The sequence below is a fragment of the Bombella pluederhausensis genome (genome assembly GCF_026385525.1).
Classification (GTDB): domain Bacteria; phylum Pseudomonadota; class Alphaproteobacteria; order Acetobacterales; family Acetobacteraceae; genus Bombella; species Bombella pluederhausensis.
Map to the genome: position 1 here is coordinate 651,837 of NZ_JANIDY010000001.1, position 24,839 is coordinate 676,675.

A 24,839-nucleotide genomic window follows, 5' to 3' on the forward strand; every position below is an offset into this window, starting at 1 on the left:
TTGTAGGGGGATGATATGTCTGAAGAGTTCCACAAAATTACTCATCTTCATCAGGTTTTTATTGTTGATGGATATAAAACGCCGAAAAAACTACCACCTTCACTCGAATATCATAAAGAAATTGCAAGAAAATTGTATCCACATGCTATGTATAAATTGTGGGGAGGGGATGATTTAAGAAGATTCCTAAAAGAGAATTTTTCAAGTGATGTTCTAGATGCTTTTGACACCTTGAAGCCTTATTCTTATAAGTGTGATTTGGCTCGTTATTGTTTGATGTATGTCTATGGGGGAATCTACTTCGATTTGGCTATTCGCATGGAACATGAGTGGAGAATTCCATTACAGTACGGTGTTGCAGCGTTTACTGAAATTTATGATGGAATGGACTGTTGGGCTTGTGTCCAGACAAGTCTTTTGTGGTCTCTACCCAAACGTCGAGAGTGGTATCTTGCGATAAGGCAGATTGTTGAGAATTGTCAAAATAAGTTTTACGGACCCCACGATCATTACCCTACAGCGGGAGCATTATTAGGACATAGTTTTGCAGCTGCTATGAGTGAAAAAGGACAAGAGCCTGAAGCAGATGATCAGTTTGTTGGAGAAGTGCGATATGTGACACCTGATAGAACTAATCAAAATGTGACATATGTTTCGCCCTTACGTGATCTTGTGGGAATGCGCAATAAGATCCAAGCGGGGGATATATCAGCGCTGGGTGTGAGTGGATCGAATAATTACTGTCAAATATGGAAGGCTAAACAAGTCTATCACGAAAGTAAACATATTTGGTTAGCGAATGATAAGAATATAGTTATTGATTCTGTTGGAAAAAAAGAAAATGGTTATATTTATATACCGAAACGTAAAGGAAGGGTTTTTTATGGGCCTTATGTAGATTTTTCTAAAGGGCATTATAAAATTACTCTTAATTTTACGGAAAGAACGAAATACAAAAAGATATTTTTAGATATTGCTAAGGAAGGTGGAGAAACTATTAGAGAGTTTGAATATAATCATCATGAAAATACTGAACGTGAAGAAGAAGTTTTTTTCTTTAACCTTGAAAAAAATGAAAAATCATTAGAGTTTAGAATGAAGGTATTTGGTGATTTTGAAGGTGGTGTAACAAGTATTGTGGTTGAGGAAGTTAAAGAACTGGAGTGGAGGATGAATCATCCTACAATTGTTAATGATCAGGTAGGAGTCTTATCAAATAAAGGTATTACTCTTAAACAAGGAGACGCTGGTCGAGTTTTTTATGGTCCGTTTGTGGATCTGCCGCCTGGTGCTTATTCTTTGGAATTTATTTTTGATAAAGGAACCTCATATAGAAACTTAGAATGTGAGGTAAAGTTTGGGTTTTCTGAGGAGGTTTTGGATAAGTTAAAGGTGTCAAACAATAGAATTGTTAATAAGGAAAAAGAAAAATTTGAGTTTTATTTATATAATTCTAAATCTTTTGTAGAATTTTGCTTGTTTGTTTTGGGGGACTTTTCTGGTAGGATTTTGTCTATAAAATTAACTAGACAAGACTTGCCAGGATGGAAGAAAGTATCGAATAAGTTAGATAATATTTTTGTAGGAAAGGAATGAAGGGTTATGGATGGTCAAGTTATAGAGAAACATATAGGTCGGTATGTCATTTCCCATTTTCAAAGAAGTTTGTCTGAGGTTGTTGTTGTCTTTGTTTCTTCTGGAGGACATAAACATGAATTTAAAGGTTCTTTGAGAAGATTCTCTCTTTCAGTAATTTTTGTGTATGATCAGCAGGCTTCGTGGTTTAGTGCTCCTGAAGCTCCTGAAGTCTTTGAGTATGTAGCGTCAATTGTTGCCCAGTATAAGAAAATTGCTGTTATGGGTGAATCATTGGGGGGGGCAGGAGCGATGCTTTTCCCTCGTTTCTGCCCTTTCGTTGATCGTGTACTAGCTTTTTCCCCTGTTTACACTTTTGCTTATCCGTATGATTTTTTTCTGAGAGGATGGACAAAAGAGCAATACACACCTAATTTTTGGTCCTTTCATGCTCCTGAGGCGCCGTGTAAATCTTCTACAGTTCTTCTTTTTGGCTTAAGAGAATGGCGAGATATACCTTTTGCTGGCCTTTATAAGTTGAATAATTATTCAGTCCTTTTTGTTAAGGGGGCAGGTCATATGGTGGCTAGCTCTCTAAAGTATGGAGGAAATGAAGATTCACTTCTAGCATTGCTAGAAGTTTTTACGGATTTTTCAAAACGTTTTGATGAAAGTGCAGTTTCTAGATTGCTTTCTCACCGATTGGGTGAGTATGGCTATGATGATGACGATTACTTATATGAAAATGAAGGGGTAAGGACTTCACTTAGAGTAAAGGATGCTATTTTCTTACCGATAAAGGAGGGTTTACTTAATCTTTCGCAAGGGCGGCCTGCTAGTCAGAGTTCGCTTAGTGAGTGGTCGGTTGGAAAAACTCTGGAGGAGGATGCTGCTCGAGCTGTACAAGAGAATTTACCAGAGTTTTTTGCTTTTCATACTGATGTAGAAAATCAGCCATGGTGGGAGGTTTATCTTGATGAGGGAGCAGTTGTATATGAAGTGAGATTATTTAATAGAATTGATAATACAGGTTGTTCTGAGCGTTCCCTACGTTTTAAAATAGAGCGTTATTTGAAGAAAGAGGATAGATGGGAGATGATTTTTGAAAAAGCTAATCGTGACTTTTTTGGAGGAATAGATGGCAAACCTTTTATATGGGAAACTCCATCTGGAGTAGAAGCGGATAAGATTAGAATAACTTCTTTGGAAGGATACGAGTGTCTTCATCTTCAACATGTAGATGTATTGGGAAGATACAGGACATTATAATGCGCTTCTATTGTTTTGGAATTTAATGAGAAGGTTGTGATATGCGGTGTCTTGTTACAGGCGGTGCTGGGTACGTTGGCTCTCATGTGGCACAGGAGCTTTTGGATAGAGGGCATCAAGTTGTTGTTCTAGATAATTTTAGTACTGGTCATCGTAAGGCGATTCCAGTAGGGGCTGAATTAAGAGAAGTTGATTTGGGGAATGTAGAAGAAACTAAGTATCTTTTGGCCAAAGAGAAATGGGATGTAGTTCTGCATTTTGCGGCTCTCTCTCTTGTAGGGGATTCAATGAATGATCCATGTCATTATTTGAAACGCAATACAGAAACATCTCTTAATTTAATTCAGGCGTGTGTAGAAGGTGGAGTAAAGAAATTCATTTTTTCGTCTACTGCAGCTTTGTTCGGTGGTGAAAATCGTGTTGTTCCGATCCCTGATGATGCTGGAATTGAGCCTGGTTCTCCTTATGGTGAGAGTAAGTTCTTTATAGAGCGTGCTTTAAAGTGGGCTGACAAGATTTATGGGCTTAAATTTGCTTGCTTGCGTTATTTTAATGCTGCTGGCGCAGACATTCATGGTCGTTTAGGAGAAGACCATAGGCCAGAGACTCATTTAATTCCTTTGGCAATTGATGCAATGTTGGGGCGTCGTCCATTATTAAAGATATTTGGGAGTGATTATCCAACTAATGACGGGACGTGTGTCAGGGATTACATTCATGTGAACGATTTGGCCGATGCTCATATTCGTTCGATTGATCAGCTTGAGCATAAGTCTGTTACATACAATTTAGGAAATGGACGGGGTTTTAGTAACCTTGAAATTGTTAGAGGTATTGAGCGTGTTTCTGGTCGTTCTGTGCCATGGGAATGGGGAGAAAGCCGAATTGGCGATCCTGCTGTTTTAATTGCTGATTCTTCTCGGATCAGGAAAGAAACAGGCTGGAATCCTAAGTACTCATCCTTAGATGATATAATTGGAACAGCATTGCACTGGCGTGAGAAAAATCCTCAGGGATATAACGAATAGAATAACTGAAGCCCAACTTGTTTGGTATCTTTCATCTAGTGGAGATGGTAGTTGTCCCAGTATAAAGTTGTCATTGATGGTTTTAACTTAGCCATGCCAAAAGGTACTGGGGTAGCCACATATGCTCGTACTCTTTCTAAGGTATTAAGCAATGCGAATTGTAATGTCAGCGTATTATATGGCTTAGATGTAGCTAACAATTTAAATTCTTCTTTAAAGGAAGTGCTTTTTTTTGAAGAACTAACTCTTTCCTCTCCTTATAGGAGGGATCCTTTTCCATCAATAAAATGGTGGAAAAGGACTTACTCCCATTTTAGAGGTCGTGAGGCAAATGAAATTTTTATAAAAGAAAAAGTTGATTATCATCTCTTTCAAGAGAGAATGCCTGCTTTTGATCATATTTTTAATGTGCCTTTCTTATTTCAGATGGCCTCTGGTTTCTTTAAAAAGACTGGGCGCTTTCTAGAAATAAAGCTTTCTAATGCTCCGGATATAGCTCATTGGACCTATCCACTACCTATTCGGATTGTTGGTGCAAAAAACATCTATACTATTCATGATATAGTTCCATTAAAAATGCCATCAACAACATTAGATGATAAAAAATTCTATTATTCTTTATTAAAAAAAATAGTTAAATCATCTGATTTTATTTGTACCATATCGAATACTTCATTAAATGATATTACCTCATTTTTCCCAGATGCACGGAATAAAATATATAATACCTATCAAGTTTCTTCATTTAATGCTGGGATTAATGAGTATTCATCTGGAATTCGTGAGGTAGAACGTCTTTTTGGATTAAAGAATGAGAGTTTTTTTCTTTTTTTTGGTCAATTGGAGCCCAAGAAAAATATAGGTCGTTTAATTGAAAGTTTTATATCCTCAAATAGTAAGCATCCTCTTGTTCTGGTAGGATCTAACGGTTGGAAGGAGGAAGATGAATTACGTTTCTTGCAACGTGGCATTGATTTAGGTGTGATATTCCATATTCCCTATTTGCCCGCTCATCATTTGGCATTATTAATACGTCATGCTAGGGCTGTTTTGTTCCCGTCTATATCGGAGGGATTTGGTCTTCCCATATTGGAGGCGTTTAATTTGGGAACACCTGTATTAACAGCTAATATTGGAGCTACGAAAGAAATAGCAGGGGATGCTGCTGTATTGGTTGATCCATATAGTAGAGAAGATATAAAAAAAGGAATTGAATTATTGGGTGCCGATGATGATTTATGTGATTCTTTAAGGACTAAAGGGTATGAACGCGCTTTTTTCTTCTCTGAAGATAATTATAGAGATCGTTTGATGGAGCTATACCGCATGGTATTATGAGATATTACATAAAATAAAACTCCTTCAACTTTTCTGTATAATGAAGTGTTGAGAAGAACTTAGCGCGTTCGTATCCCTTTTGAATTATGCTCTTTTTTTCTTCTGGAGAGAGTGTATCAAAATAAGAAATACCTTGAACTAATTCTGTAATATCACCCGTAGGGGAGCATAAATAAGCAGCGCCGCCGGCTATTTCTTCTGTAGCACCACCTTTACTTGTAAGAACTGGTGTTCCTAGAGACATAGCCTCAATGATAGGTATTCCGAAACCTTCTGCTAGACTAGGAAAGAGCAAAGCTTTTGCTTCAAGAAGAGTTCGAAGTAAAGATAAACGTTTACTCCATGGGAGGCGGATTATAGTACTTGTAGGTCCTTTGGGGCTACAATCTGGTTCATCATCACCATACGGTCCAATAATAGCAAGAGGTGTATTTGTTTGGCTAAGAGCGTGGGCTGTTAATAGGCGTTCTATATTTTTGCGATTTTCTACCCGTCCGTAGAATATAAAGGAGTCAGGAGGTGCAATTCGGGGAGCATTTTTAATTTCTTCTAATATCCCATCATCAAACTCTACCGGTTGATAGAGTGTCGTTATTTGTCTCTCTGAGAGAGAGAAAAATTTCAACATTTGTTGACGTACTGTTTCTGATATAGCAACAAATTCAACAGAATTTTCAATTAGATTTTTAATTAGATGGTAAAAACGGGTTCCGTCAATTCCGGTTAGGTCAGGATGCGTAAGTGGAATTAAATCGTGAATGGTTACTATATTACGGCAGCCTTCTATAAGGGTAGGTAAAGGGCATGTCCAGTGCATGATGGAAGGTGGTATAGCAGGACGTAATTTGAGAATTCGACCATGTGTGCGATAATGAAGATGGGCTATACGATAAAGGTCGTGAGATAGATATGCTTTGCCCCATTGTGATTGAAAGCTGGCTGTACTAATAGGAGAGGGGTAGGAACAAATAGAACGGATAGCTCGTTGAAAAGTCGGATAGGTGGGTAGCCCTGTTGTATCCTCAAGTAGCCAAGCTGTCTGTAATCCGATTTTCTCTATAGCAGATCGATGATTAGATGCGTAGTAATAAATGCCAGTACCACCAGATCGGCTTATATTTCGGCCATCAAGCCATATTTCTGTTTGAGAGACTGCTACTTTACTGGAGTTATTGAACATAGGATCTAATGCCTCCCTAAAATAATTTATTTTTATAGGTTAACTCTACACAATTCTGTAAGGAACGTGTAATACTTTTCTCCCATGAAAGAGGGGACCAATTTTCGAGGAGTATTTTTTGTTTCTGCCAAAGAGCACCTTTTTGTGAAAAGTCTATAATGGCCTTCTCCCAATCTGGTGTATTTAAAGGATCTAGATAGAGAGGTATATCGCCACCAACTTCTCTTAGTTCAGGGATATCTGAACAGATACTCGGAACAGATAGACTCATTGCTTCTATTAAGGGTAGACCATAGCCTTCGGCAAAGCTTGGGAAAAGAAGTCCATTTGAGCCTGTGAGCAGGGAAGTCACTTTTTTGTCTGAGAAATTACTAGCCTCAACAACACTACCTTGTAGTGTTGGACAACGATCTAATAGATCAAGGATGTTTTCATTTTCCCACCCTCTTTTTCCAATGAGAAAAAGTTCTGGAACATTCTCTTTTCCATATTGTTTAATCATTTTCCGCCAAAGATGCAGAAGTAAAAGGTGATTTTTTCGTGGCTCTATAGTGCTGATATAAACGAAATAAGGCTTGTTAGCTTTAGAAGAAACGGCATAATAAAAACGTTTCATAGCTTGTTCATGGACACCATGTGGAATGGTCCATATGGGAGGAGTGGCTTGTCCCGAAGCTATGTAAAGACGTTTGAGAGTATCTCCTACTGGATTCGTGGGAACAATGACAGCATTGGCTAATTTTATAACTGTTTCCATGCGCATTTTATGACGTGCAGATTCGCGAGGACGGGCGTATTCTGGATATTCAATAGGGATTAGATCATGAACCATAGGAACAAAAAATGCTCCGGTTTGGTTTAGAATATTTTGAATTGATTTAATTTTCATTAGATGGTGATGCGATAACAGAAGGTAAATACTCGGTCTTGGTATGGAAGATAGGGGACGAGAGAGAAAAAGATAGGCATTTAAGTAACGTGCGCTTTTAATTGATTTTTTTAGTCCATCATCGTTTCCAAAATTCCACTTCCTTACCAGGGAGTTGATGAAAAAATGGACTGTTTTTTTGGGGAGTGCCCCCATTTTTCCGGACAAAGAACGAGCTGTAAAATAAGTTTGTTCCGAGTGATATTTTATAAGATATCTGGCATAAGCGAGTTCAACACGGTCAATTCCCGTAGGAACGCGCTGTCCTGCCCGTGATAGTAGTCGTGAGATATCTAAAATATAGGATAGGGGATGAGATGCATTCATTGGTTTTTTGACATATGAGAGTGGTGATATTGTTCAATTCGGATAATTGCACTGTTCGTCAACTTTTCAAGTCCTTCTTCAGAAAAAAAACCTCCTGGGATTAGGCATTGTTCAATTAATACACGACGAAAAGCTGCAAAGATGAGAGGGGAGGGAGGGTGAGGAGCTCGCCAGAAATCTTTTAACATTGATTGGTCTGTTAGGCCCGGCATGTCGTAAATGGCTTGTCCTAGAGTGATGACGGGTACATTGTGTGCCAATGCAAGCGTACCCGTTGTGCTATTGACAGTTACAACACCCCGGGCATGGCGTACCAGTGTAGCAATGTCTCCGAGTTCCATATAGTCGACCCGATTACTAATACCATGTGCTGTGGCAAGACGATGGACGAGCTTTTTCCAATCCTGAACACCATTGTCAAGGGGGTGTTCTTTAATTACAAGGCGCATTTCCAGTGGGGCATATTTGGCAAAGGAAACAAGAACTTCTGTAATTACTTCTGCAACGCCGGAATAGGAAGAATGTAGCCGCAATTGAGCATCGGCATCCAGCTGTAGAGGGAGCAGCATGTAAGGCTTTGCCCCCTCAAGTAACCAATCAGTTAAGATGGCACTGCGTTGCTTAGCTTTTCTACGGCGGCAGAGACGCCGTAACCATCCAATGCCTTCAACAAGTGGCGGCCATGGACGATAATCTGTCCAATGAGGGAAACGCCACTTTAAAAGAATAGTGGCAGCATTATAGGCTACTCCCTCCAATGCACGGCGGCGGAAGGAGGAGGGGACAGATTTATGAGGGGCGGCAGGAGGAAGCTGGCTGGCGTGTTGATAGTACCATTCAGGATCCTTGGGAAGGGTGGAGTTACCATTGACGCCCCCAAGTTCCAATGTGACCCAATCCGGTCGAATATAGCCTTCTTCAAAAACATGAACCGCTATCCCCATTTCCCGACATATGAGAATGGCTTGTCGATGGAGTTCGCGGCAGTCTCCGAACAATAATACGTCTGTAATGTGGTATTTTTGCAGAATACTGCCGAAAAAGGCAGGCCAAGCCCCGTAATTATTACGGAAAGCAATTCCTCCGCCTAAACGCCAGAAAAGTTCATCGCCTCCGTTAAAGTTGATTTTCCATACACCGTGTCCGCGTTTTTTTAGGGCGCGACCTATGTACTGGAAAAAAGGTCCCATAAGCCCTTGAAGGAGAAGAAAATTACGTTTTTTTTGGGGAGGGTTTTCCAGAGATATAGGCACAAGCGTGTCAGTCTCTGTTAACCTTGGATCCTCAAAAAAATTAGACGGACGTCTGACTCGCGCTGCGTCTTCAGGAGATTGGGCTGTGGATGTTGTTTTAATATGATTAGGCATGAGGGGCCCGATATGATGAAATGAAATGCATGAAATAGCGGCGTAGCTGACCCTGCTTCTGTCGTAATTTCATAACGTATGTGGGTTTCCAGAGTTCGGCTCTACTAAAACAGTCGATTAGTTCTTCCACCTTACATCGCCGTTCCGTCCCTGGGTTGATATACAGCGGATACAGAATAAGAGCGATGGCAGCAAGGTCTGTTATATCTCGTCTGCGCCCCCGGCGAGGGAGGGCTGGACCTAGATGTGTTGTCAAACCCCATCCTGCATAAAAAGGAGCGCCGTAGGTTGTGACATTTTTGCCGCGGATCAAGGCTTCAAAACCCATTAATGACGTCAGAGTATGAACCTCATCAATTTGTTCGAGAAGCTGGCTGATGCTACCTTTGCGGTGTATGGCATTGGCGTAGGAGAGAACTGTTCTGTCTGAAAGATATCCGGCTCTATGACCAGCTTCTACGTCAGGATGAGGGCGATAAATAATCCAGGCCCTTGGGTTTAAACGGCGTACTTCCATAAGGAGGGCCAGATTGCTCGCTATGTCTCCGCCACCCCTTACAACAGAAAGATCACCAGCGACCTGACCGGGAACGAGAATGATGGGACGATCATCATTCGGGAGAGGCACTCCAATCTGTGGCGCAGAGTTGGAAGCGTATTTGGAGATATGGAGTTCTTTTATTGTGGCTATGAGGCTATTGGCCCGTTCTCGGGTAGCAGTGGAAATGTCTGTCTCCCTTAACATATCCTCCAGATCGCTCGGGTGGGATGGATCGACATAGGCGCCCTGACTGTCAAGAATGATGGAGCAGGGGGGTAGGAAGCCACTTCCTAAGCCGAGTGAACGGATGAAGCCGTCTTCCATGATAAAGAGAGGGACATTCATGGCGCGCGCCTGGGCCTGCAAGGCAGGCGTGACACGATTAGCCCAGACAGCTAGCCCCTTCTTTTTTCTTCGAGCATAGAAAAGGGCACAGCGTGAAAACCAGAAAAAACGTGGTGATACGTCCTGTGTCAGGAAAGCCCGGATGCGGCCGCGTTTCCACCATGTTATTCCGTAGCAGGCGGCAATCGGCTTGGCCGGTCTGGTTCCAGATGCAGAAAAAGAGCACGACATGGGAAAATTAGAGGCCTTTTTATACCAAGGGCACGGCAGGGCTTGTAGCCTCTTATCAGGAAGTGTTTTTCTGTGAAAGGGAGAAGATAAGATATAAAAATTTATTGAATATTCATTCTATCTCTTTAGTCATGTTTTTGGAAAATTCATAGCTGTGTTAAAAAAATATATAAGTCTATAAAAACTACTTGATTGCGTGTGGAGTTATAGAGCCTGTAAATGTCATATTATATCGTACCGTTATTGATAATGATCGTGGGGAGCTTCTTTGTAGGGGAGGGGGTTGATCTTTTTGTTCGCCCTTTTCGAGGGTTAAGGAAACCACGTTTTATTTTGTTGCGTGCTCTGCCTGTCATGATGGCCGGAAGTATTTTCTTATGTTTGACAGGCGCTGTAGGTATTTCTTTATTGCTTGTAGCGGTTTTGGTGAGTGTCATTGTGACGGCATCAAATCTTAAAATGCGTCTTTTGAATGAACCTCTTGTCTTTACTGACCTTGCTCTGATTGGTTCATTTTTCAAGCATCCACGATTTTATATTCAGGGTATTCCTTTAGCTGTACGTTTTCTGTCCGTATTTGGTTTTTTCATTTTGCTTTATCTTATCGTATTAGCGTCCTCACTTGACCTGAGAGTCAGGCTGGTCGGTGTGCTAGGAGCTATTGTATCAGGTGGTCTTTTGTGGAGGCTGCTTGAAAGGGATAGTGATATTGAAGCGAGACAGCCCGCCTTATGGGCGAACATATATGATAACGGCCTTTTGCCAACGCTGTTACTCTATGCGGTGCGTTGCCGTAAATTGTCCTCGTTGCCGGTTAAAGAGGCCTTGCCAAGGACTCCTGGAGCACCAGAGTCTGTCATCATCATCCAATGTGAATCATTTGCCGACCCTGCTGACCTGAAGAAAGAGTGGGCGCCTCTGTCTGCGCTTCTCCAGTATAAAAAAGAAGCCGTGCAATGGGGACGGTTTCTCCCCAGCGGGTTAGGGGCATACACGATGCGTAGTGAATATGGTGTCCTGTGCGGTGATGATGAGGCTGCATTGTCTTATCGTCTTTTCGACCCATTTCTGACGGCAGATCAATCGCCTTCTCATGCGCTGCCTAGGCGTTTAAGAAGGTTTTACGAGAAAACTCTTTTCCTGCACCCATATGATTTACGGTTTTATGGACGGAACCGTTTGCTCCCTCTGTGGGGATTCACGGATATCATCGGTCGGGAGCGCTTCTCTGAGGGGGAGAGGGTCGGTCCTTATGTAAGTGACCGTGCTCTGACGGCAGAACTTTTGCGTTACCTTCAGCAGAATAACCATTTTCTGGCCTATTGCGTCACGATTGAAAATCATGGCCCTTGGAAAAAGGGACGATTGGGGCAGCCAAGTGGTGCCGATGCATGGCATCAGCATGTGCAGAATGGCGATGCTATGCTGCGGGAGCTGGTCGAGGGCATCAGGGAAAGTGGCCGGGATGTGATGCTGGTCTTCTTTGGGGATCATAGACCAGCTTTGGAACCTCTGCCTGCTGTCGAAGGGTTGGAGAGGAGCACGCCCTATGTGATTATGCGGCCTAACGCACCTGAAGCCATAAAGGTAGCGGATAATCCCGTTGATGTAACGCCAGCGGGGCTACATAGGAGCATTCTGAAACATATCGGTGGGTAAGCAGATATAAAAAAGGCGGCTCAGAGGGAGCCGCCTTTTCCTGTCATCAGGCAGGGATTACTTGGCTTTACCCTGGTTGGCGACAGCGGCTGCCTTGGCGGCAATTTCTTCAGCATCACCAAGGTAGTAGTGCTTGACGGGTTTGAAGTTCTCATCGAACTCATACACCAGCGGCACACCTGTCGGAATGTTCAGGTTCAGGATTTCATCCTCTGTCATGTTGTCCAGATATTTCACCAGAGCACGCAGGGAATTGCCGTGGGCAGCGATAATGACCTTTTCGCCCTTCTTGATGCGCGGCAGAATGGTGTTTTCCCAATAGGGGATGACACGCTCAATAGTCAGGGCGAGGCTCTCTGTGACCGGCAGCTCGTCTGCGTTCAGAGTAGAATAGCGGGGGTCATGGCCAGGGAAGCGTTCGTCAGAGCGTTCCAGAGCTGGCGGGGTCACGGCAAAGCCACGGCGCCACTGCTTTACCTGCTCGTCACCATATTTCTTGGCGGTCTCAGCTTTGTTAAGGCCTTGGAGGGCACCATAATGACGCTCGTTCAGGCGCCAGTTCTTTTCAACCGGCAGCCATGCCTGATCCACACCATCCAGAATGTTCCAGAGTGTATGAATGGCACGCTTCAGCACGGAGGTGTAAGCGTAATCGAAAGAGTAGCCTTCCTTATGCAGCAACTGGCCGGCAGCCTTAGCTTCGCTGCGTCCTTTTTCTGAAAGGTCAACGTCATACCAACCAGTGAAGCGGTTTTCCTGGTTCCACTGGCTTTCGCCGTGACGGACCAGAACAAGCTTTGTTACGGCCATGATGAACTCCTTAATGTATAAGGTTTTAGCAACAGAGGGAGATTGCGCCACTCCAGTCTGAACTGCAAGGGTTCAGTCTCACTTAACGCCGTCTGTGAGAGCATATCCGTTATGAGGAATGCTAAAACATACAGAAAAGACCATCCGTGGAAGGATGGTCTTTCTGGAAGGAAGGTCATGCTTCCGTTCGTTGTTGCTCCTGTTTTTCGGTGTAGCGGCGTGCTTCCGGCGAGACTGTGAGCGTCATAGTGAGAACGGCTGATAGCAGATAGATGATGGCGAATGTCCAGATGACGTAAGACATTCCAACGCCAAAGATCATTTCACAGAGTGATACGATTGCAGGACCAACCCATGTTGAAGCACCAGCACCCAGACCAAGAATAGAGAGAGCCGCTGCTTTCTCTCGTGGGCAGATCTGTGGCATCAGACCGGAGAGAGGAACGAAGGCGGCAATAGAGGCACCGTAGAGTATGCCGACTATAGCGGCGGCAAAGAAGTTTCCGGGATACCAGAGTGGGACATAGTAAAAGAGGGGAATGGTTACGAAGCCCCCAACACCCCCAAAAGCGGCAACGACAAAGCGATAGCCAATCTTGTCGGCCACCATACCGGATATCAGGTTAACAATGATGTTACTCAGAAAAATGAGCGACAGAAGATTGAGCCACTGTCCCAGCGTAAAGCCAAGATGGTCGACAAAGAAACCGGGCATGATGGCCAAGAAGGCATATTCTGAGGATGTATCAACGGTACGCACGATACCTGCAATGAGGGTCTTAGGCTCCCGCCAGACGATGCTGATGGACCCGAGAAAAACCTGCTTGGCAGATACATCGGCAGGAAGAAGACGGCGTGTGCCGGTTGGTTCCTTCGTGAAAAGCAGGGCTGTCAGCCCGCCAATGATGACTAGTCCCAGAGAGCACCAGAATGTGTTGATTTCACCAATGGCAGGGATGGCGAAACGAGCGAACTGGGAGCCAAGAGTGGGCAGGCCGGCAGAGAAGGAGAACCAGAACCATCCTGCTGCTGCTCCGAGCATGGATGTAGGGGTTGCTGCTGCGATCCAGACCAGAAAGCTGTAAGCGAATAAGGGATAGGCAAACCCACGCAAGGCGTAGAAGGTGAGAATCCACGTGCTGTTGTTGGGGGTTAGGCCAAATATGAGAAAGCCAGCCTCCAGAACGGCCCAGAGAATCAGCCCGATCCACATGACCCTTTTAGGCCCCATGAGGTCGGATAATGGGCCGGCAAACCAAGCCGCAATCATCACGGTAATACCGTAAAAGGTGAACAGCTCGTTGACGAAGCTTTGAGGGTGGCCGGTATGTAGCATGAATGTATCGAGGTAGCCGGCCTCAACACCATCCCCAACCATAAAGAGAAGTTGCCCGATAAAGGCCCAGAACAAGGCAGAAGGTATGCCTATTTTCTCAACAGGATGTTTTTTTATGTCTGGTTGTTCTGTCATAAAATCTCTCCATTTACTGATAGAGGAAAAAGAGAGGCCAGTGTCTCGACCATTCATCTTCCATAGATGATTGACTGACCTTACGAGAGTGCTCAGGTCGTTAAATGATCATCCGTACAGTGAGTGTTTTTATTGCTGGCCTTGGAATAAGGAACCAGTACGCTTATCTGTACGAAGAAGTATGATACGCATATCATAAAGGTAATTTTTTTTCAATTTTGTGGCATATGCGATTTTTTAAGGTTCATATCCAGCATGTTATATGAAGCGTAATTATTTTTCTGAACCCTATTTATGAATCGCTTTTCTTTTTCAGTAAGATAGGGATCTTTTTCAATGTTGTTTCGATTTCATTCTGAAGTGCAAAAATGAGGCCCATGAAATTTTTAGTTGCGAAAGAATGTCATTATCATTAGCGTTTCAGAAAGAGCCAAGTGAGGGATGGGGTTCAGATGATTATATGCTCGTGCAACGGTTTGTCTGACAGGGATGTACAGGCTGCCATTCAGGCCGGGATCATGAAGGTTTCTGAGGTCTATTCTGCCCGCCAGTGTCAGGTGAAGTGCGGGAACTGTGTGAAGGGCGTTGCCTGCCTTTTAAAGGAGGCTCGACAGAAGCGCTGCCCTTGCCCGACAACGGTTGCGATTGAACAGAATATGGCGGCGCAGGCTGTTAATAGTGATGAGATTGAGCAAAAAAAAGAAGCCTTCCTGTGAGGGAAGGCTTCTTCTTATAAAGTCAGTTTCTGACAGTTATCAGTGACCGTTGTTCTGGTCGGCACTGTCAGAGTTCAGCGTGATGTAGCGCTCCAGACCGACCTGTTTGATGAGGTCCAGCTGCGTATCGATGAAGTCTTCATGAGATTCTTCATCAGCAAGGATGCGGAACAGCAGGTCGCGTGATACGAAGTCACGGACGCTTTCGCAGTAGGCGATGCCTTCGCGCAGGTTTTCCAGAGCCAGAGCTTCGACCTTCAGGTCGCACTCCAGAATTTCCTTAACATTTTCACCAATCTGAAGCGGGTTCAGATGCTGGAGGTTCGGCAGTCCGCCGAGAAAAAGGATGCGTTCGATCAGCCAATCGGCATGACGCATTTCCTCGATGGACTCCTCATACTCTTTCTTGCCGAGCTTGGTAACGCCCCAATGGTTCAGGGTACGGGAGTGGAGGAAGTACTGGTTGATTGCTGTCAGCTCATTGGCGAGCTGTGCGTTGAGATATTCAATTACCTTTGGGTCTTTCGCAGCCATTGGGCTCTCCATCATGTTATGTATGAACTGTTGGATCGTATCCGACGGGTGATGTTTAGTGTTTGGTAAGATGAAATGCAATAAAAAAATATATTTTTCATGTATTCGTATTTGATAATCATTATCATTGGGTTTTCTTGAAAAGGATTATCAAATTCATTTTAGAGATATTGTTCAATTTCTTGGCTGTCACGGTTAATTTTTGGATATCTTATTACGATGATAGGTTTTCCCTGCTTAATAGAGACCTTAACGGGAGGAGGGGGTGCTTTACCGGACTCTTGTTGTTTGATATTTATGGAACATAACTTTAGAAAAGGATGAGAGTTATGGATCTTTCACATGCTCTAAAAACACGATACGCAACGAAGGCGTATGATGCTACACGGCGTATTCCTGAAGAAACAGTAAAGCAGCTTCTGGAGGCTTTGCGTTATAGCCCGTCTTCCGTGAACGCTCAGCCTTGGCACTTTATTGTGGCAGATGATGAGGCTGGTAAGCAGCGTTTGGCTAAGGCAACGCCTGCTGACAGCGAGGTTGTTTACAACCGGAAGAAAATTCTCGAAGCCTCTCATGTTATTCTGCTTTGCTCACGGGATGAGCTGCCGAAATCTTACCTGACAGAGGTTCTGAATAAAGAGGAGCAGGATGGCCGGTATGCCACGCCGGCTGATCGTGAGGGTATGGAGGCCGCTCGTGCAGGCTATGTCCACCAGCATCTTGAGGCAGGTGATGTTGCTCACTGGAACCAGAAACAGGTGTATCTGGCGCAGGGCTTCCTTCTTCTGTCAGCAGGTCTGCTGGGCGTTGACGCAACCCCAATTGAGGGGTTCTACCCAGATATTCTGGTTGAGGAGTTTGGCTTTCAAGAGAAGGGCTTGACGCCTCAGGTAATTGTATCTCTCGGCTATCATGCGGAGAAGGATTCCAACGCAAAACGTCCTAAATCTCGTCTTGCGCCGGATGTAGTCTTCTCAAAGGCTTGAAGTTGTTTTCGGTCAGAGGAGGTAGTATTCCTCTGGCCAAAAATTATAAGCCTAGACTCCGTTAATAGGCTCGTATCCATGTCCAAACCGTATGTTTTTTGTATGAATATGTGGCGGAGAGAGAGGGATTCGAACCCTCGGTACGCTATTAACGTACACACGCTTTCCAAGCGTGCGCCTTAAGCCGCTCGGCCATCTCTCCGCTGAGCGATGAGGGGACAATATCATTATTCCTGATGAACGCAAGCCCCTTTCTGAGAATTTTTTATAAATTTTTCAATGAGAAGGGCAGATTTGATGCCCGGACGTTCTTCAACTCCTGATGAGACATCTACGGCGCGCGTTTTGCTGACACGCACGGCCTGTGCCACATTGTCCGGTGTCAGCCCTCCCGCAAGAAGCCACGGGGCAGGGGCACGCCAGTGTTCTGTCAGGTTCCAGTCAAAGGTACGCCCCAAACCACCGGGGCGCGTATCGCCTTTTTGTGAGGGGGCTTCAATGATGTAGCCATCAAGGGAGGTGACATCGGGCAGATCCTCGGTTCTGGCAATCCCACGGGCTAGCCAGACTTTTTTACCAGTCTGACGTTTCAGCGTTAGAGCCGTTTCCTCATCTGTATAAAGCTGAAGGATATCCAGCGGGACCTGGTCCAGTGTTGCAGCAACCTGCTTAAGGGTCGGTTTTACGAAAAGACCGACACGGAGAGGCCCGCCCTCATCTGCAGTCGGAATGGCAGTATGAAGATTTGCAGCTTGTTCGGGCGTTACAAAACGGGGGGAGGCAGGGTGAAACACCAACCCTACCCAATGAACGCCCAATGCCGCACAGGCGTGCATATCTTCTGTGCGGGTTAGGCCGCAGATTTTAACCTTTACCTGCATCGGGTAACGGCCTGAAGCTCGTCCTGAATAGCCTGCGCTGCTGCGGCTGGATTTTCCGCACGGGTAATGGGGCGTCCTACCACAATCCAATCGGCACCGGCCTGTGCTGCCTGCGCAGGTGTCATGATGCGCTTCTGGTCATCTGTGCTGCTGCCTGCGGGGCGGATTCCGGGGACAACCAGTTCTGGTCCATCGCCTAAGGCATCACGGAGGGCTGTGATTTCGTGGGCAGAGCAGACAAGCCCATCGGCGCCAGCTTTAATGGCCATCTTTCCGAGGCGCACAACTTCTTCCAGCGGTGTAGCGTTAATACCAATTGCTGATAGGCTTTCTTCATTCATGCTTGTGAGCACGGTTACAGCCAGCAATCTGGGGCGGGCTGTCTTACCTTCAAAAGCTTCTTCAAGCACGGCCCGGGAACGGGCAATCATTTCCGGGCCCCCAAGGGCATGGATGGTCATCAAAGATGGATGGATAGGGGTAAGCGCCTTTAACCCGGAAGCAACGGTATTCGGGATATCATGCAGCTTCAGATCAAGGAACAGTTCCTGCTTCGCGGCAAGGTTTCGTACTGCATCCAGTCCGCAGGCATAGGTGAATTCTAGCCCCAGCTTGATGGCATCAACCTTGCTTTCCAGTTCTGTGGCCCATGTCAGGGCCTGTTCATAAGAAGGTGTGTCCAGAGCGGCAATGAGGCGGGTATGGTGAACTGACATTGAGGTATCTTACTTTTGCTGTGCGGTCTGTGCCGTTTCGGAGGAGGGAGTGCTGCTGGCAGGTGCTTTGATCTGGTCTAGCCGCTGATGCAGCTCAATCAGCTGTTTCTGTGCGCTACGAAGCTGGGATTCCGCTTTGCGGGCACGCCGGCGCTGGCGGAACTCACCAAACCAGCCCATGAGGAGCCCCAGAACAAGGGCCGGTACAGCAAGAAGGGCAATGAGCTTGCCCATTTTTATGGAGAAGCCAAAGGATGCCAGCCAGATGGTTGTATCATCCAGATTGCTCATGGCGAAAATGGCAGTGAATGCCAGAAAGAGGACAATAATCAGAAGCCGTATCATAGGGCTACTCCTATCCTGCCTCATAGCAGGGGACAAGATGGACGGGGATGGTGGAAGGAACGCCAAGGGTTCCGCTGGATTTTATAAGAACTCCAGTGTTCTGTCATCGCCTACTTCTGACAGTATGCGATCAGGTGAATGTTAGGGCAGGACTGCTCCCTAAAAGCTGTGATCTCTGGTATAGGGGAAAACAATGCATCTTCGTGCGGAGAGAGGTTGACGGGAACTTTATGGATAAGGACAGGACTTTTTTCGGCACAATTGCGAATGACCGTGCAAAGACGCCTGTCTGGTATGGGTTTGATGCATCCTGGTACCGTCGCCGTTATATGCGCCGTCTGGCTGAGATGGGGGAAGCGCTTGATGATCGGCATTTGTCAGAAAACTGGCAGGCCGATGAGGGAGGGGATGGAACATCTCCCAACCGCTTTTTTGATGAAGAATGGTACTTACAAAATTACCCCGATGTCAGGCGGAGTGTTCAGGAAAAAGGTATTTTTCGTAGTGGTTTTCAGCATTATGTAGATGTTGGCTGCCAAAGCTGTGCGGGACACTGGCTTTTCTCCGCTGATTATTATCTGGGCAAGAACCCGGATTATGGGCTGAGGGCCATTCGTAACGCTGGTTTCGTCAATAGTTATGATCATTTCATTTGCATTGGTGACCGTCAGTTTAGAGCACCTCATCCTTTCTTTGACCCGGAACTTTTCATCCGGGAATGTTTGAACCGGGATCTCCCGTTTGATCCGTCTCAGGGAGCGTTGGCTCAGTATCTGTCTCTGGAACATGCAGAGATGGGAATGGTGCGGACATCATGGTACTTTGACCCACTCTGGTACCTGTCCCAATATCCGGATGTTGCAGAAGCGATCGAAGCAGGGACCTTCATCAGCCCCTTGCACCATTATATGAGCCATGCAGGGGTAGAAACTTACAGCCCAAACCCATATTTCGATGAAAATTACTATCTGAGTAGTTACCCGGATGTTCGTGATGCCATTGATCGGAAAGTGTTCCGCAATGGCTACGACCACTTCATCCGTGCTGGTATTAACGAGCTGCGTAATCCGTCTGCAGAGCTGGATATGGCGGGCTTTGTTGCGGGGCTCAATATACCTGATACACTCAGGCAGGCGGGTGTTGATAATCCTTTTCTGCTCTGGGTGTTGCGGCAGGAGGGTAGAATCAGTGAGCCTCCACCGGCAGCTTTTATCACTGCAGCCAATGCTCTGGCTTTGCGAAAGGTTGAGGCAGCGCTCCCGTCTCTTTTCCGTCAGCCTCTGAGGTTCGATGAGCAGAGGCATCCGCCGCTGAGTGTCGTTCTTTTTTCCAAAGGGAATTACCTGCTGGATATTGCAACATTGATGTCACTTCATGCCCAGAATGTGCCGGGTATGCAGGTCATCGTTGCTAGTACAGGCAATGCTTTGTCTAGACGAAGGTTGAGACAGGCTGTTGAGGGCATTGAGTATTTCTTTACCGAAGAAATCCTGCCGCCTGTTCAGCAGTTACGCAGGATCATGCCTCTCATTCGTGGCGAACGGATTCTGCTGTTGGAGGCCGGTATTCAGTTGCTTCCCATGGCCTTGTCTTTTGCCATGGCTTCCATGACACGGGAGGTTGCGGGTGGTAGCGGAAAGCTTCTGACGGCAACGAATCGGGTGCTGGAAGCTGGAAGTGCCGTCTGGAGAGATGGGAGCGTGACCTTCTGTGGTCAGGGAGAGAAGGCACAGTCTCAGTCAGTTCGTTTCCAGCGCATTATGGAAGCGGTGCAAGGAGGCCTGTTATTCTGTCAGCATGATGGTTTGGCCAATGCCTTGCATTATCTGGACAGAGAAGCAGGCGATGCCCTGTTTACATGCCTCTCCATTGCCCTGAGGGCTACCGGGCGGACCTTGTTCTATTGGCCTGCTGTACAGGCTAGAGTTCTTGATGCGACATTTGAAAGCTATTCAGCCAGAACGATCAGCCCCACGGCTCTTAGGCGGATTTTCCCTTCTTTCCTGCCTATGCATGCTATTGCACAGGGGGATGCCCGTACGGGGAATAGTTATCGCCCCGGCGTCATGATGGTATTTCCCCGTTTGCCCCGTCTGTTGGAAGGGGGGCCGGTCCGGCGTATCATGCAGCAGATAGATGCCTTCCGGGCATTAGGCTGGCGGGTGCTGGTCATAGGGCTGGAAAGAGGTGATGAAGACAGGCTGGTCATTCATCATGATTATCCCGCCGATGTGGAATGCTGGCAGGGCATAAGGGATTTCCCGTCTTTTCTGCGGGACCGCAAGGCAGATACCAAACTGCTGTGGCTCGGAGGTACGGACATGTTGGCCCGTCTGGGGCCAGTTCTGGCATCAGGGGAGTTTTCCTTCCGGGATAAGGCGATCGTTCTGGATATAGTCAGTCAGGACGGAACAGCCCTGAAGGCAATGGAGACGCATCTGAGGCGTCTTGTTGGCGTTGTGGATGAGCCGGACCTGTTGATGCAGGAAGCCAGAGGAGAGCTGGAATATGCGTGGCTCTGTCAGGGTATTGTTACCGGAGATGAGCTGGAAGCAGCCCTCCTGCGTAAACTGGGCTACGGGAATGTGATGTATCTGCCTTACGCTGTCTTTCCCCGGCAGGAATTGACGGTAAAAGAGCAGGAAAATGAGCCTCAACAGCGGGTTCTGTTCCCGTTGTCGATTTATCGGGCTGGCGATGCAGGGCATGACGGGTTTGATTGGTTCTGCCTTTCTGTCATGCCTTATCTACGGCGCCATTTTGGTGAGGAACTTCCGGTTTGTGTTGGGGGGTATCACCATCCACAGGTTGACCTTGGCTTTTATGAACGTCTGGCGCCATTGGATGGTCTCGCCCGGATGGACAGTTTCGCAAAGATACTGAGGCAGAGTCGTATTTTGGTGGTTCCGGCACGGGTGCTTGCCACGCAGGCAACGGAAGTTTTGGAAGCCGCCGGACAAGGGGTTCCCGCCATACTCAGCACTCCACAGATGGAACGGCTGGGGTGGAAAGATGGCCGGGAAGCTCTGGATGGCGGCTTTAATGATCCGGAGCAGTTTGCTCAGCAGCTCATCCGTCTGCATGAGGATATCGACCTGTGGAATCGCATCAGGAACGGGGCGTATGAGCACGTGCGGAAGCATCATGGGTACGAACGGTTTCAGGCGGTGTTCAGTCAGTTTGTTGACATGCTGTTTGCGGGGCCATCCCAGATGGAGCGCCCTTTGCGTGATGAGAGGGCGCCATCTCGTCACGCTTTTGCTCCAGCGCCCTTGCGTGTGTTGTTGAAGCCGGTTGGTGAACCGCAACCTAAAGTAGTGGATCAAGACGAGGCACTTGGAGAAGATGATGAGGATGAAGACGATTTCATGCCTCTGCCAACTCGTCTTGGTGTGACGCTTCCCAAAGAATATGACGATCAGAAAGACGAGACTGTCGATGAATGAGACTGTGGCAAAAGTTCTCCAGTATGTGGATGAGAATCATGAAACGGCGGTAGAGCGTCTTTTTTCTCTGTTGCGCATTCCCAGTATTTCTACGCAGAAGGCGCATAAGGATGATTGCCGTAAGGCTGCTCGCTGGCTGGTGGATGAGCTGGAATCGTTGGGCTTCAGCGCAGGGCTTAGGGATGTCTCATGGGCTGAGCCGGGCAATCCTATGGTTGTAGGGCATGATGAAGGAAATGCGGAGAAGAGTCAGTCTGGCCAGACTCATGTTCTGTTCTATGGTCATTATGACGTACAGCCGACTGATCCGGATGCTCTGTGGCAGAGCGCGCCGTTCGAGCCATGTCTGAAAGAAGATGCCAGTGGCAGGAAAGTCATCGTAGCCCGTGGTGCGAGTGATGATAAAGGTCAGGTCATGACCTTTGTAGAGGCATGCCGAGCATGGAAGGCCGTACATGGTCGCCTACCTGTTGCGGTCAGTTTTCTGCTGGAAGGCGAGGAAGAATCAGGTGGAGAGAATCTGCTTCCTTTCCTCATGGCCAATAAGGAGGAGCTGAAGGCTGATGTAGCGTTGATCTGCGACACAGCCATGCCGGATAGGAAGACGCCTGCCATAACGACATCTCTGCGTGGAACGGTTGCAGAGGAAATTGAACTGGTTGCAGCAACGCATGATCTCCATTCTGGCATGTATGGCAATGCAGCAGCGAACCCTGCTTATCTGCTTTGCCAGCTGATCGCCGGGCTACGGGATGAGACAGGGCGAATCACGTTGCCGGGTTTCTATGATGGTGTCGTTGTGCCAGATGCCCAGCTACGCCAGCAGTGGCAGGCTCTGTATCCGGATGATTCGGCTTTGCTGGGAGAGGTGGGGCTTTCCTGCGCTGCGGGAGAAGATGGATTCAGTGCGATTGAGCAGACATGGTGCCGCCCCAGTTTCGAAGTGAATGGCATTACGGGTGGGTATCAGGATGATGGCTTTAAGACAGTCATTCCAGCCCGTGCTTCTGCAAAGCTGTCATTTCGTCTGGTAGCGGGGCAGGACCCGCTGAAAATCCGTGATTCATTTCGGGCTTATGTTCGGGATTTTCTGCCTGAGGATGTCAGCGTGACGTTTACGCCACATGGCGCTTCAGCTGGGTTTGCGGTTCAGAAAGAAAGCGCCTTCCTGTCAGCAACATTGGATGCTCTGACTGAGGAATGGGGAAAGCAGGCTGTGATGACGGGCTGTGGCGGTTCCATTCCTGTTGCAGAAGAAGTGCGGGAAGCGCTGGGGATGGATGCATTTATGGTCGGGTTTGCTCAGGCTGATGATCGGATTCATTCACCTAATGAGCAATATGGTCTTGATTCTTTTCATCACGGGATACGTTCGTGGGTAAGGATATTGGCGGCACTGGCAAAGTGACCGCTATGCAGAATCGCCTTATGCCTTTGGCTCTAACCATGGGGGACCCTGCCGGTATTGGTCCGGAGTTAGCCCGCCGGGCATGGCGGGCCTTGCAGGATAGTGATCGTGTGTTTTTCTGGATCGGTGATCCAGCCCTTTTGGGTGAAGACATACCGTATAGGATCATTCAGCATCCGGCCGAAGCCGCTGCATGTTTTTCGGAGGCGATGCCGGTGCAGAGAGTGACCTGCCCGGAGCCTGTCCGTGCGGGCCAGCCGTCATCAGGTAATGCTTCAGCCGTCATAGAAAGCATAGAACAGGCCGTACAGCATGCACTTTCAGGAGCGGCTGGTGCAGTTGTGACGAATCCTATTGCCAAGCATGTTCTGGCTGCTGCCGGTTTTCCTCATCCGGGGCATACGGAGTTTCTGGCAGCTCTGTGCGGGACATCAGGGCAGGAAGTCATGATGTTGGCGTGTCCAGAACTCAAGGTCACATTGACCAGCATTCACGTGTCTCTGAAGCAGGCCGTTGAAACATTGTCGGCGGAACGGATCATGATGGTGAGTCGTCTGACAGCTTCAGCCTTGCGGCGTGATTTTGGCATCAGTGAGCCCCGGTTGGCCATTGCCGGGCTTAATCCTCATGCTGGAGAGAATGGCATGATGGGCGATGAGGAGATTAGGATCATCAGGCCCGCCGTTCTGGCCTTGCAGGAGGAAGGTATCAATGCGCTGGGCCCCATGCCGCCTGATACCCTTTTCAGTGCGGCAGCTCGGCCTCGTTATGACGCTGCTATTTGTCTCTATCACGATCAGGGGCTGATTCCTGTTAAAACGCTGGATATGGCTGGAGGAGTGAATATCACTCTGGGGCTGCCCATTATCCGGACATCGCCAGACCATGGAACGGCTTTTGATATTGCCGTGGGACCGGGGGAAACGGGAGAGGCGGATATTTCCAGTCTTTTATCTGCTCTTGGTATGGCCCATGATATGGCGTGTCAGCGTAGCGCAAGCGATGCAGTGAATGGATGAGAAGGGAAAGGAACAGCCGATGATCCGTCTTGGCATTAATGTGGACCATGTGGCGACAGTGCGTAATGCACGAGGTGAGCATTATCCCGATCCTGTGCGTGCTGCGGAGCTGGCGTTAGACCATGGTGCGGATGGCATCACAGCCCATTTGCGGGAAGACCGCCGTCATATTCGGGATGAAGATATTCGGCGCCTCCGTGCTCTTTCGGCACCTCTTAACTTTGAGATGGCTGTGACGGACGAAATGGTGTCTTTTGCCTGCGAGATTAAGCCTCATGCTTGCTGTCTGGTTCCTGAAAGACGGGAGGAGCTGACGACAGAAGGAGGGCTGGATGTTGTCGGTTTGCGGGATAGTCTGGCACCGCAGATTGCCCGTCTTCGTTCAGCGGGTATTCGTGTGTCTTTGTTCATCGACCCGAATGAAGACGCTATTCAGACAGCCGCTGCGCTGGGCGCTCCGGTCATTGAACTCCACACGGGGGCTTATGCTCTGGGGAAAGAAAATGAACTTTCACGTCTGCATGAAGCAGCTCGGATTGCTGCTGAATGTGGGCTGGAGCTGCATGCTGGGCATGGTCTGACTTATGATAACGTAAAGCCCATTACGGAATTGCCGGGCCTCAAGGAGCTCAACATAGGGCACTTCCTGATAAGTGAGGCTATTTTTGTCGGGCTAGGCGCTTCAGTACGAAGGATGAAGGACCTGCTCGGCTGATATA

General features: G+C 47.1%; 21 protein-coding genes and 1 tRNA gene. 11 read left to right on the forward strand and 11 right to left on the reverse strand.

The window, feature by feature from the left end; all coding sequences use genetic code 11:
- Positions 1–15 precede the first annotated feature (15 nt).
- The 4 genes from NQF86_RS02940 to NQF86_RS02955 are packed head-to-tail and all read left to right on the forward strand — an operon-like array spanning position 16 to position 5,210.
- Complete coding sequence (locus NQF86_RS02940) at positions 16–1,596, forward strand: glycosyltransferase (RefSeq protein ID WP_266116103.1); 1,581 nt, start codon at positions 16–18, stop codon at positions 1,594–1,596.
- A gap of 6 nt (positions 1,597–1,602) precedes the next feature.
- The gene (locus tag NQF86_RS02945) at positions 1,603–2,844 is read left to right on the forward strand and encodes an alpha/beta hydrolase family protein (protein ID WP_266116104.1); all 1,242 of its coding nucleotides are present in this window, start codon (positions 1,603–1,605) and stop codon (positions 2,842–2,844) included.
- A 41-nt stretch (positions 2,845–2,885) separates the two neighbouring features.
- Positions 2,886–3,872: a UDP-glucose 4-epimerase GalE gene (gene galE / locus NQF86_RS02950; protein ID WP_266116105.1), complete on the forward strand. Its 987-nt coding sequence runs from the start codon at positions 2,886–2,888 to the stop codon at positions 3,870–3,872.
- A gap of 51 nt (positions 3,873–3,923) precedes the next feature.
- Positions 3,924–5,210, forward strand: coding sequence for a glycosyltransferase family 4 protein (locus tag NQF86_RS02955; RefSeq protein WP_266116106.1), 1,287 nt, complete (start codon positions 3,924–3,926; stop codon positions 5,208–5,210).
- Between the two features lie 4 nt (positions 5,211–5,214).
- Here NQF86_RS02955 and NQF86_RS02960 read toward each other — a convergent pair whose 3' ends face one another.
- Genes NQF86_RS02960 through NQF86_RS02975 form a run of 4 tightly spaced genes read right to left on the reverse strand, consistent with a single transcriptional unit; the run spans position 5,215 to position 10,129 of the window.
- The gene (locus NQF86_RS02960) at positions 5,215–6,390 is read right to left on the reverse strand and encodes a glycosyltransferase family 4 protein (protein WP_266116107.1); all 1,176 of its coding nucleotides are present in this window, start codon (positions 6,388–6,390) and stop codon (positions 5,215–5,217) included.
- A gap of 16 nt (positions 6,391–6,406) precedes the next feature.
- Positions 6,407–7,645 (reverse strand): glycosyltransferase family 4 protein, encoded by a 1,239-nt coding sequence (locus NQF86_RS02965; RefSeq protein WP_266116108.1) that lies wholly within the window; start codon positions 7,643–7,645, stop codon positions 6,407–6,409.
- Positions 7,642–9,012 carry a capsule biosynthesis protein gene (locus NQF86_RS02970; protein WP_266116109.1) on the reverse strand — a complete coding sequence of 457 codons (1,371 nt, stop codon included), beginning with the start codon at positions 9,010–9,012 and terminating at the stop codon, positions 7,642–7,644. The genes NQF86_RS02965 and NQF86_RS02970 overlap by 4 nt, the downstream gene beginning before the upstream one ends.
- On the reverse strand, positions 9,005–10,129 hold the full coding sequence (locus NQF86_RS02975; protein ID WP_266116110.1) for a capsular polysaccharide export protein, LipB/KpsS family: 1,125 nt from the start codon (positions 10,127–10,129) through the stop codon (positions 9,005–9,007). Before NQF86_RS02975 ends, NQF86_RS02970 begins: the two co-directional genes overlap by 8 nt.
- A gap of 219 nt (positions 10,130–10,348) precedes the next feature.
- On the opposite strand from NQF86_RS02975, the gene NQF86_RS02980 reads away from it, so the two are divergent.
- Complete coding sequence (locus tag NQF86_RS02980) at positions 10,349–11,788, forward strand: LTA synthase family protein (protein ID WP_266116111.1); 1,440 nt, start codon at positions 10,349–10,351, stop codon at positions 11,786–11,788.
- 57 nt (positions 11,789–11,845) lie between these two features.
- On the opposite strand, the gene gpmA is transcribed toward NQF86_RS02980, so the two are convergent.
- Complete coding sequence (gene gpmA, locus NQF86_RS02985; RefSeq protein WP_266116112.1) at positions 11,846–12,598, reverse strand: 2,3-diphosphoglycerate-dependent phosphoglycerate mutase; 753 nt, start codon at positions 12,596–12,598, stop codon at positions 11,846–11,848.
- A gap of 175 nt (positions 12,599–12,773) precedes the next feature.
- A complete protein-coding gene (locus NQF86_RS02990) occupies positions 12,774–14,069 on the reverse strand; it encodes an MFS transporter (protein WP_266116113.1) in 1,296 nt (431 codons plus the stop codon).
- Positions 14,070–14,521: 452 nt separating this feature from the next.
- Here NQF86_RS02990 and NQF86_RS02995 point away from each other — a divergent pair, with 452 nt between their 5' ends.
- Entirely contained in the window at positions 14,522–14,785 is a 264-nt protein-coding gene (locus NQF86_RS02995) for a (2Fe-2S)-binding protein (RefSeq protein ID WP_266116114.1), read from the forward strand.
- Positions 14,786–14,824: 39 nt separating this feature from the next.
- Here NQF86_RS02995 and bfr read toward each other — a convergent pair whose 3' ends face one another.
- Positions 14,825–15,319 (reverse strand): bacterioferritin, encoded by a 495-nt coding sequence (gene bfr, locus NQF86_RS03000; RefSeq protein ID WP_077395483.1) that lies wholly within the window; start codon positions 15,317–15,319, stop codon positions 14,825–14,827.
- Positions 15,320–15,648: 329 nt separating this feature from the next.
- Between bfr and nfsB the strand changes: the two genes are divergently transcribed.
- The gene (gene nfsB, locus NQF86_RS03005; RefSeq protein WP_266116117.1) at positions 15,649–16,305 is read left to right on the forward strand and encodes an oxygen-insensitive NAD(P)H nitroreductase; all 657 of its coding nucleotides are present in this window, start codon (positions 15,649–15,651) and stop codon (positions 16,303–16,305) included.
- A 111-nt stretch (positions 16,306–16,416) separates the two neighbouring features.
- Here nfsB and NQF86_RS03010 read toward each other — a convergent pair.
- The 4 genes from NQF86_RS03010 to NQF86_RS03025 form a co-directional block, all read right to left on the reverse strand.
- Positions 16,417–16,507 (reverse strand) — tRNA-Ser (locus tag NQF86_RS03010).
- A gap of 25 nt (positions 16,508–16,532) precedes the next feature.
- Positions 16,533–17,186: a phosphoribosylanthranilate isomerase gene (locus NQF86_RS03015; RefSeq protein ID WP_266116119.1), complete on the reverse strand. Its 654-nt coding sequence runs from the start codon at positions 17,184–17,186 to the stop codon at positions 16,533–16,535.
- Positions 17,177–17,902: an orotidine-5'-phosphate decarboxylase gene (gene pyrF / locus NQF86_RS03020; protein WP_266116120.1), complete on the reverse strand. Its 726-nt coding sequence runs from the start codon at positions 17,900–17,902 to the stop codon at positions 17,177–17,179. Before pyrF ends, NQF86_RS03015 begins: the two co-directional genes overlap by 10 nt.
- Positions 17,903–17,911: 9 nt before the next feature.
- Positions 17,912–18,247: a LapA family protein gene (locus NQF86_RS03025; RefSeq protein ID WP_266116121.1), complete on the reverse strand. Its 336-nt coding sequence runs from the start codon at positions 18,245–18,247 to the stop codon at positions 17,912–17,914.
- A gap of 230 nt (positions 18,248–18,477) precedes the next feature.
- Here NQF86_RS03025 and NQF86_RS03030 point away from each other — a divergent pair, with 230 nt between their 5' ends.
- Genes NQF86_RS03030 through NQF86_RS03045 form a run of 4 tightly spaced genes read left to right on the forward strand, consistent with a single transcriptional unit; the run spans position 18,478 to position 24,835 of the window.
- On the forward strand, positions 18,478–21,693 hold the full coding sequence (locus NQF86_RS03030; RefSeq protein ID WP_266116122.1) for a glycosyltransferase family protein: 3,216 nt from the start codon (positions 18,478–18,480) through the stop codon (positions 21,691–21,693).
- The gene (locus NQF86_RS03035; protein WP_266116123.1) at positions 21,686–23,101 is read left to right on the forward strand and encodes a M20/M25/M40 family metallo-hydrolase; all 1,416 of its coding nucleotides are present in this window, start codon (positions 21,686–21,688) and stop codon (positions 23,099–23,101) included. Before NQF86_RS03030 ends, NQF86_RS03035 begins: the two co-directional genes overlap by 8 nt.
- Before the next feature lie 5 nt (positions 23,102–23,106).
- Positions 23,107–24,120: a 4-hydroxythreonine-4-phosphate dehydrogenase PdxA gene (gene pdxA / locus NQF86_RS03040; RefSeq protein WP_266116124.1), complete on the forward strand. Its 1,014-nt coding sequence runs from the start codon at positions 23,107–23,109 to the stop codon at positions 24,118–24,120.
- A 19-nt stretch (positions 24,121–24,139) separates the two neighbouring features.
- The gene (locus NQF86_RS03045; RefSeq protein WP_266116450.1) at positions 24,140–24,835 is read left to right on the forward strand and encodes a pyridoxine 5'-phosphate synthase; all 696 of its coding nucleotides are present in this window, start codon (positions 24,140–24,142) and stop codon (positions 24,833–24,835) included.
- The last annotated feature ends 4 nt before the right edge of the window (positions 24,836–24,839 follow it).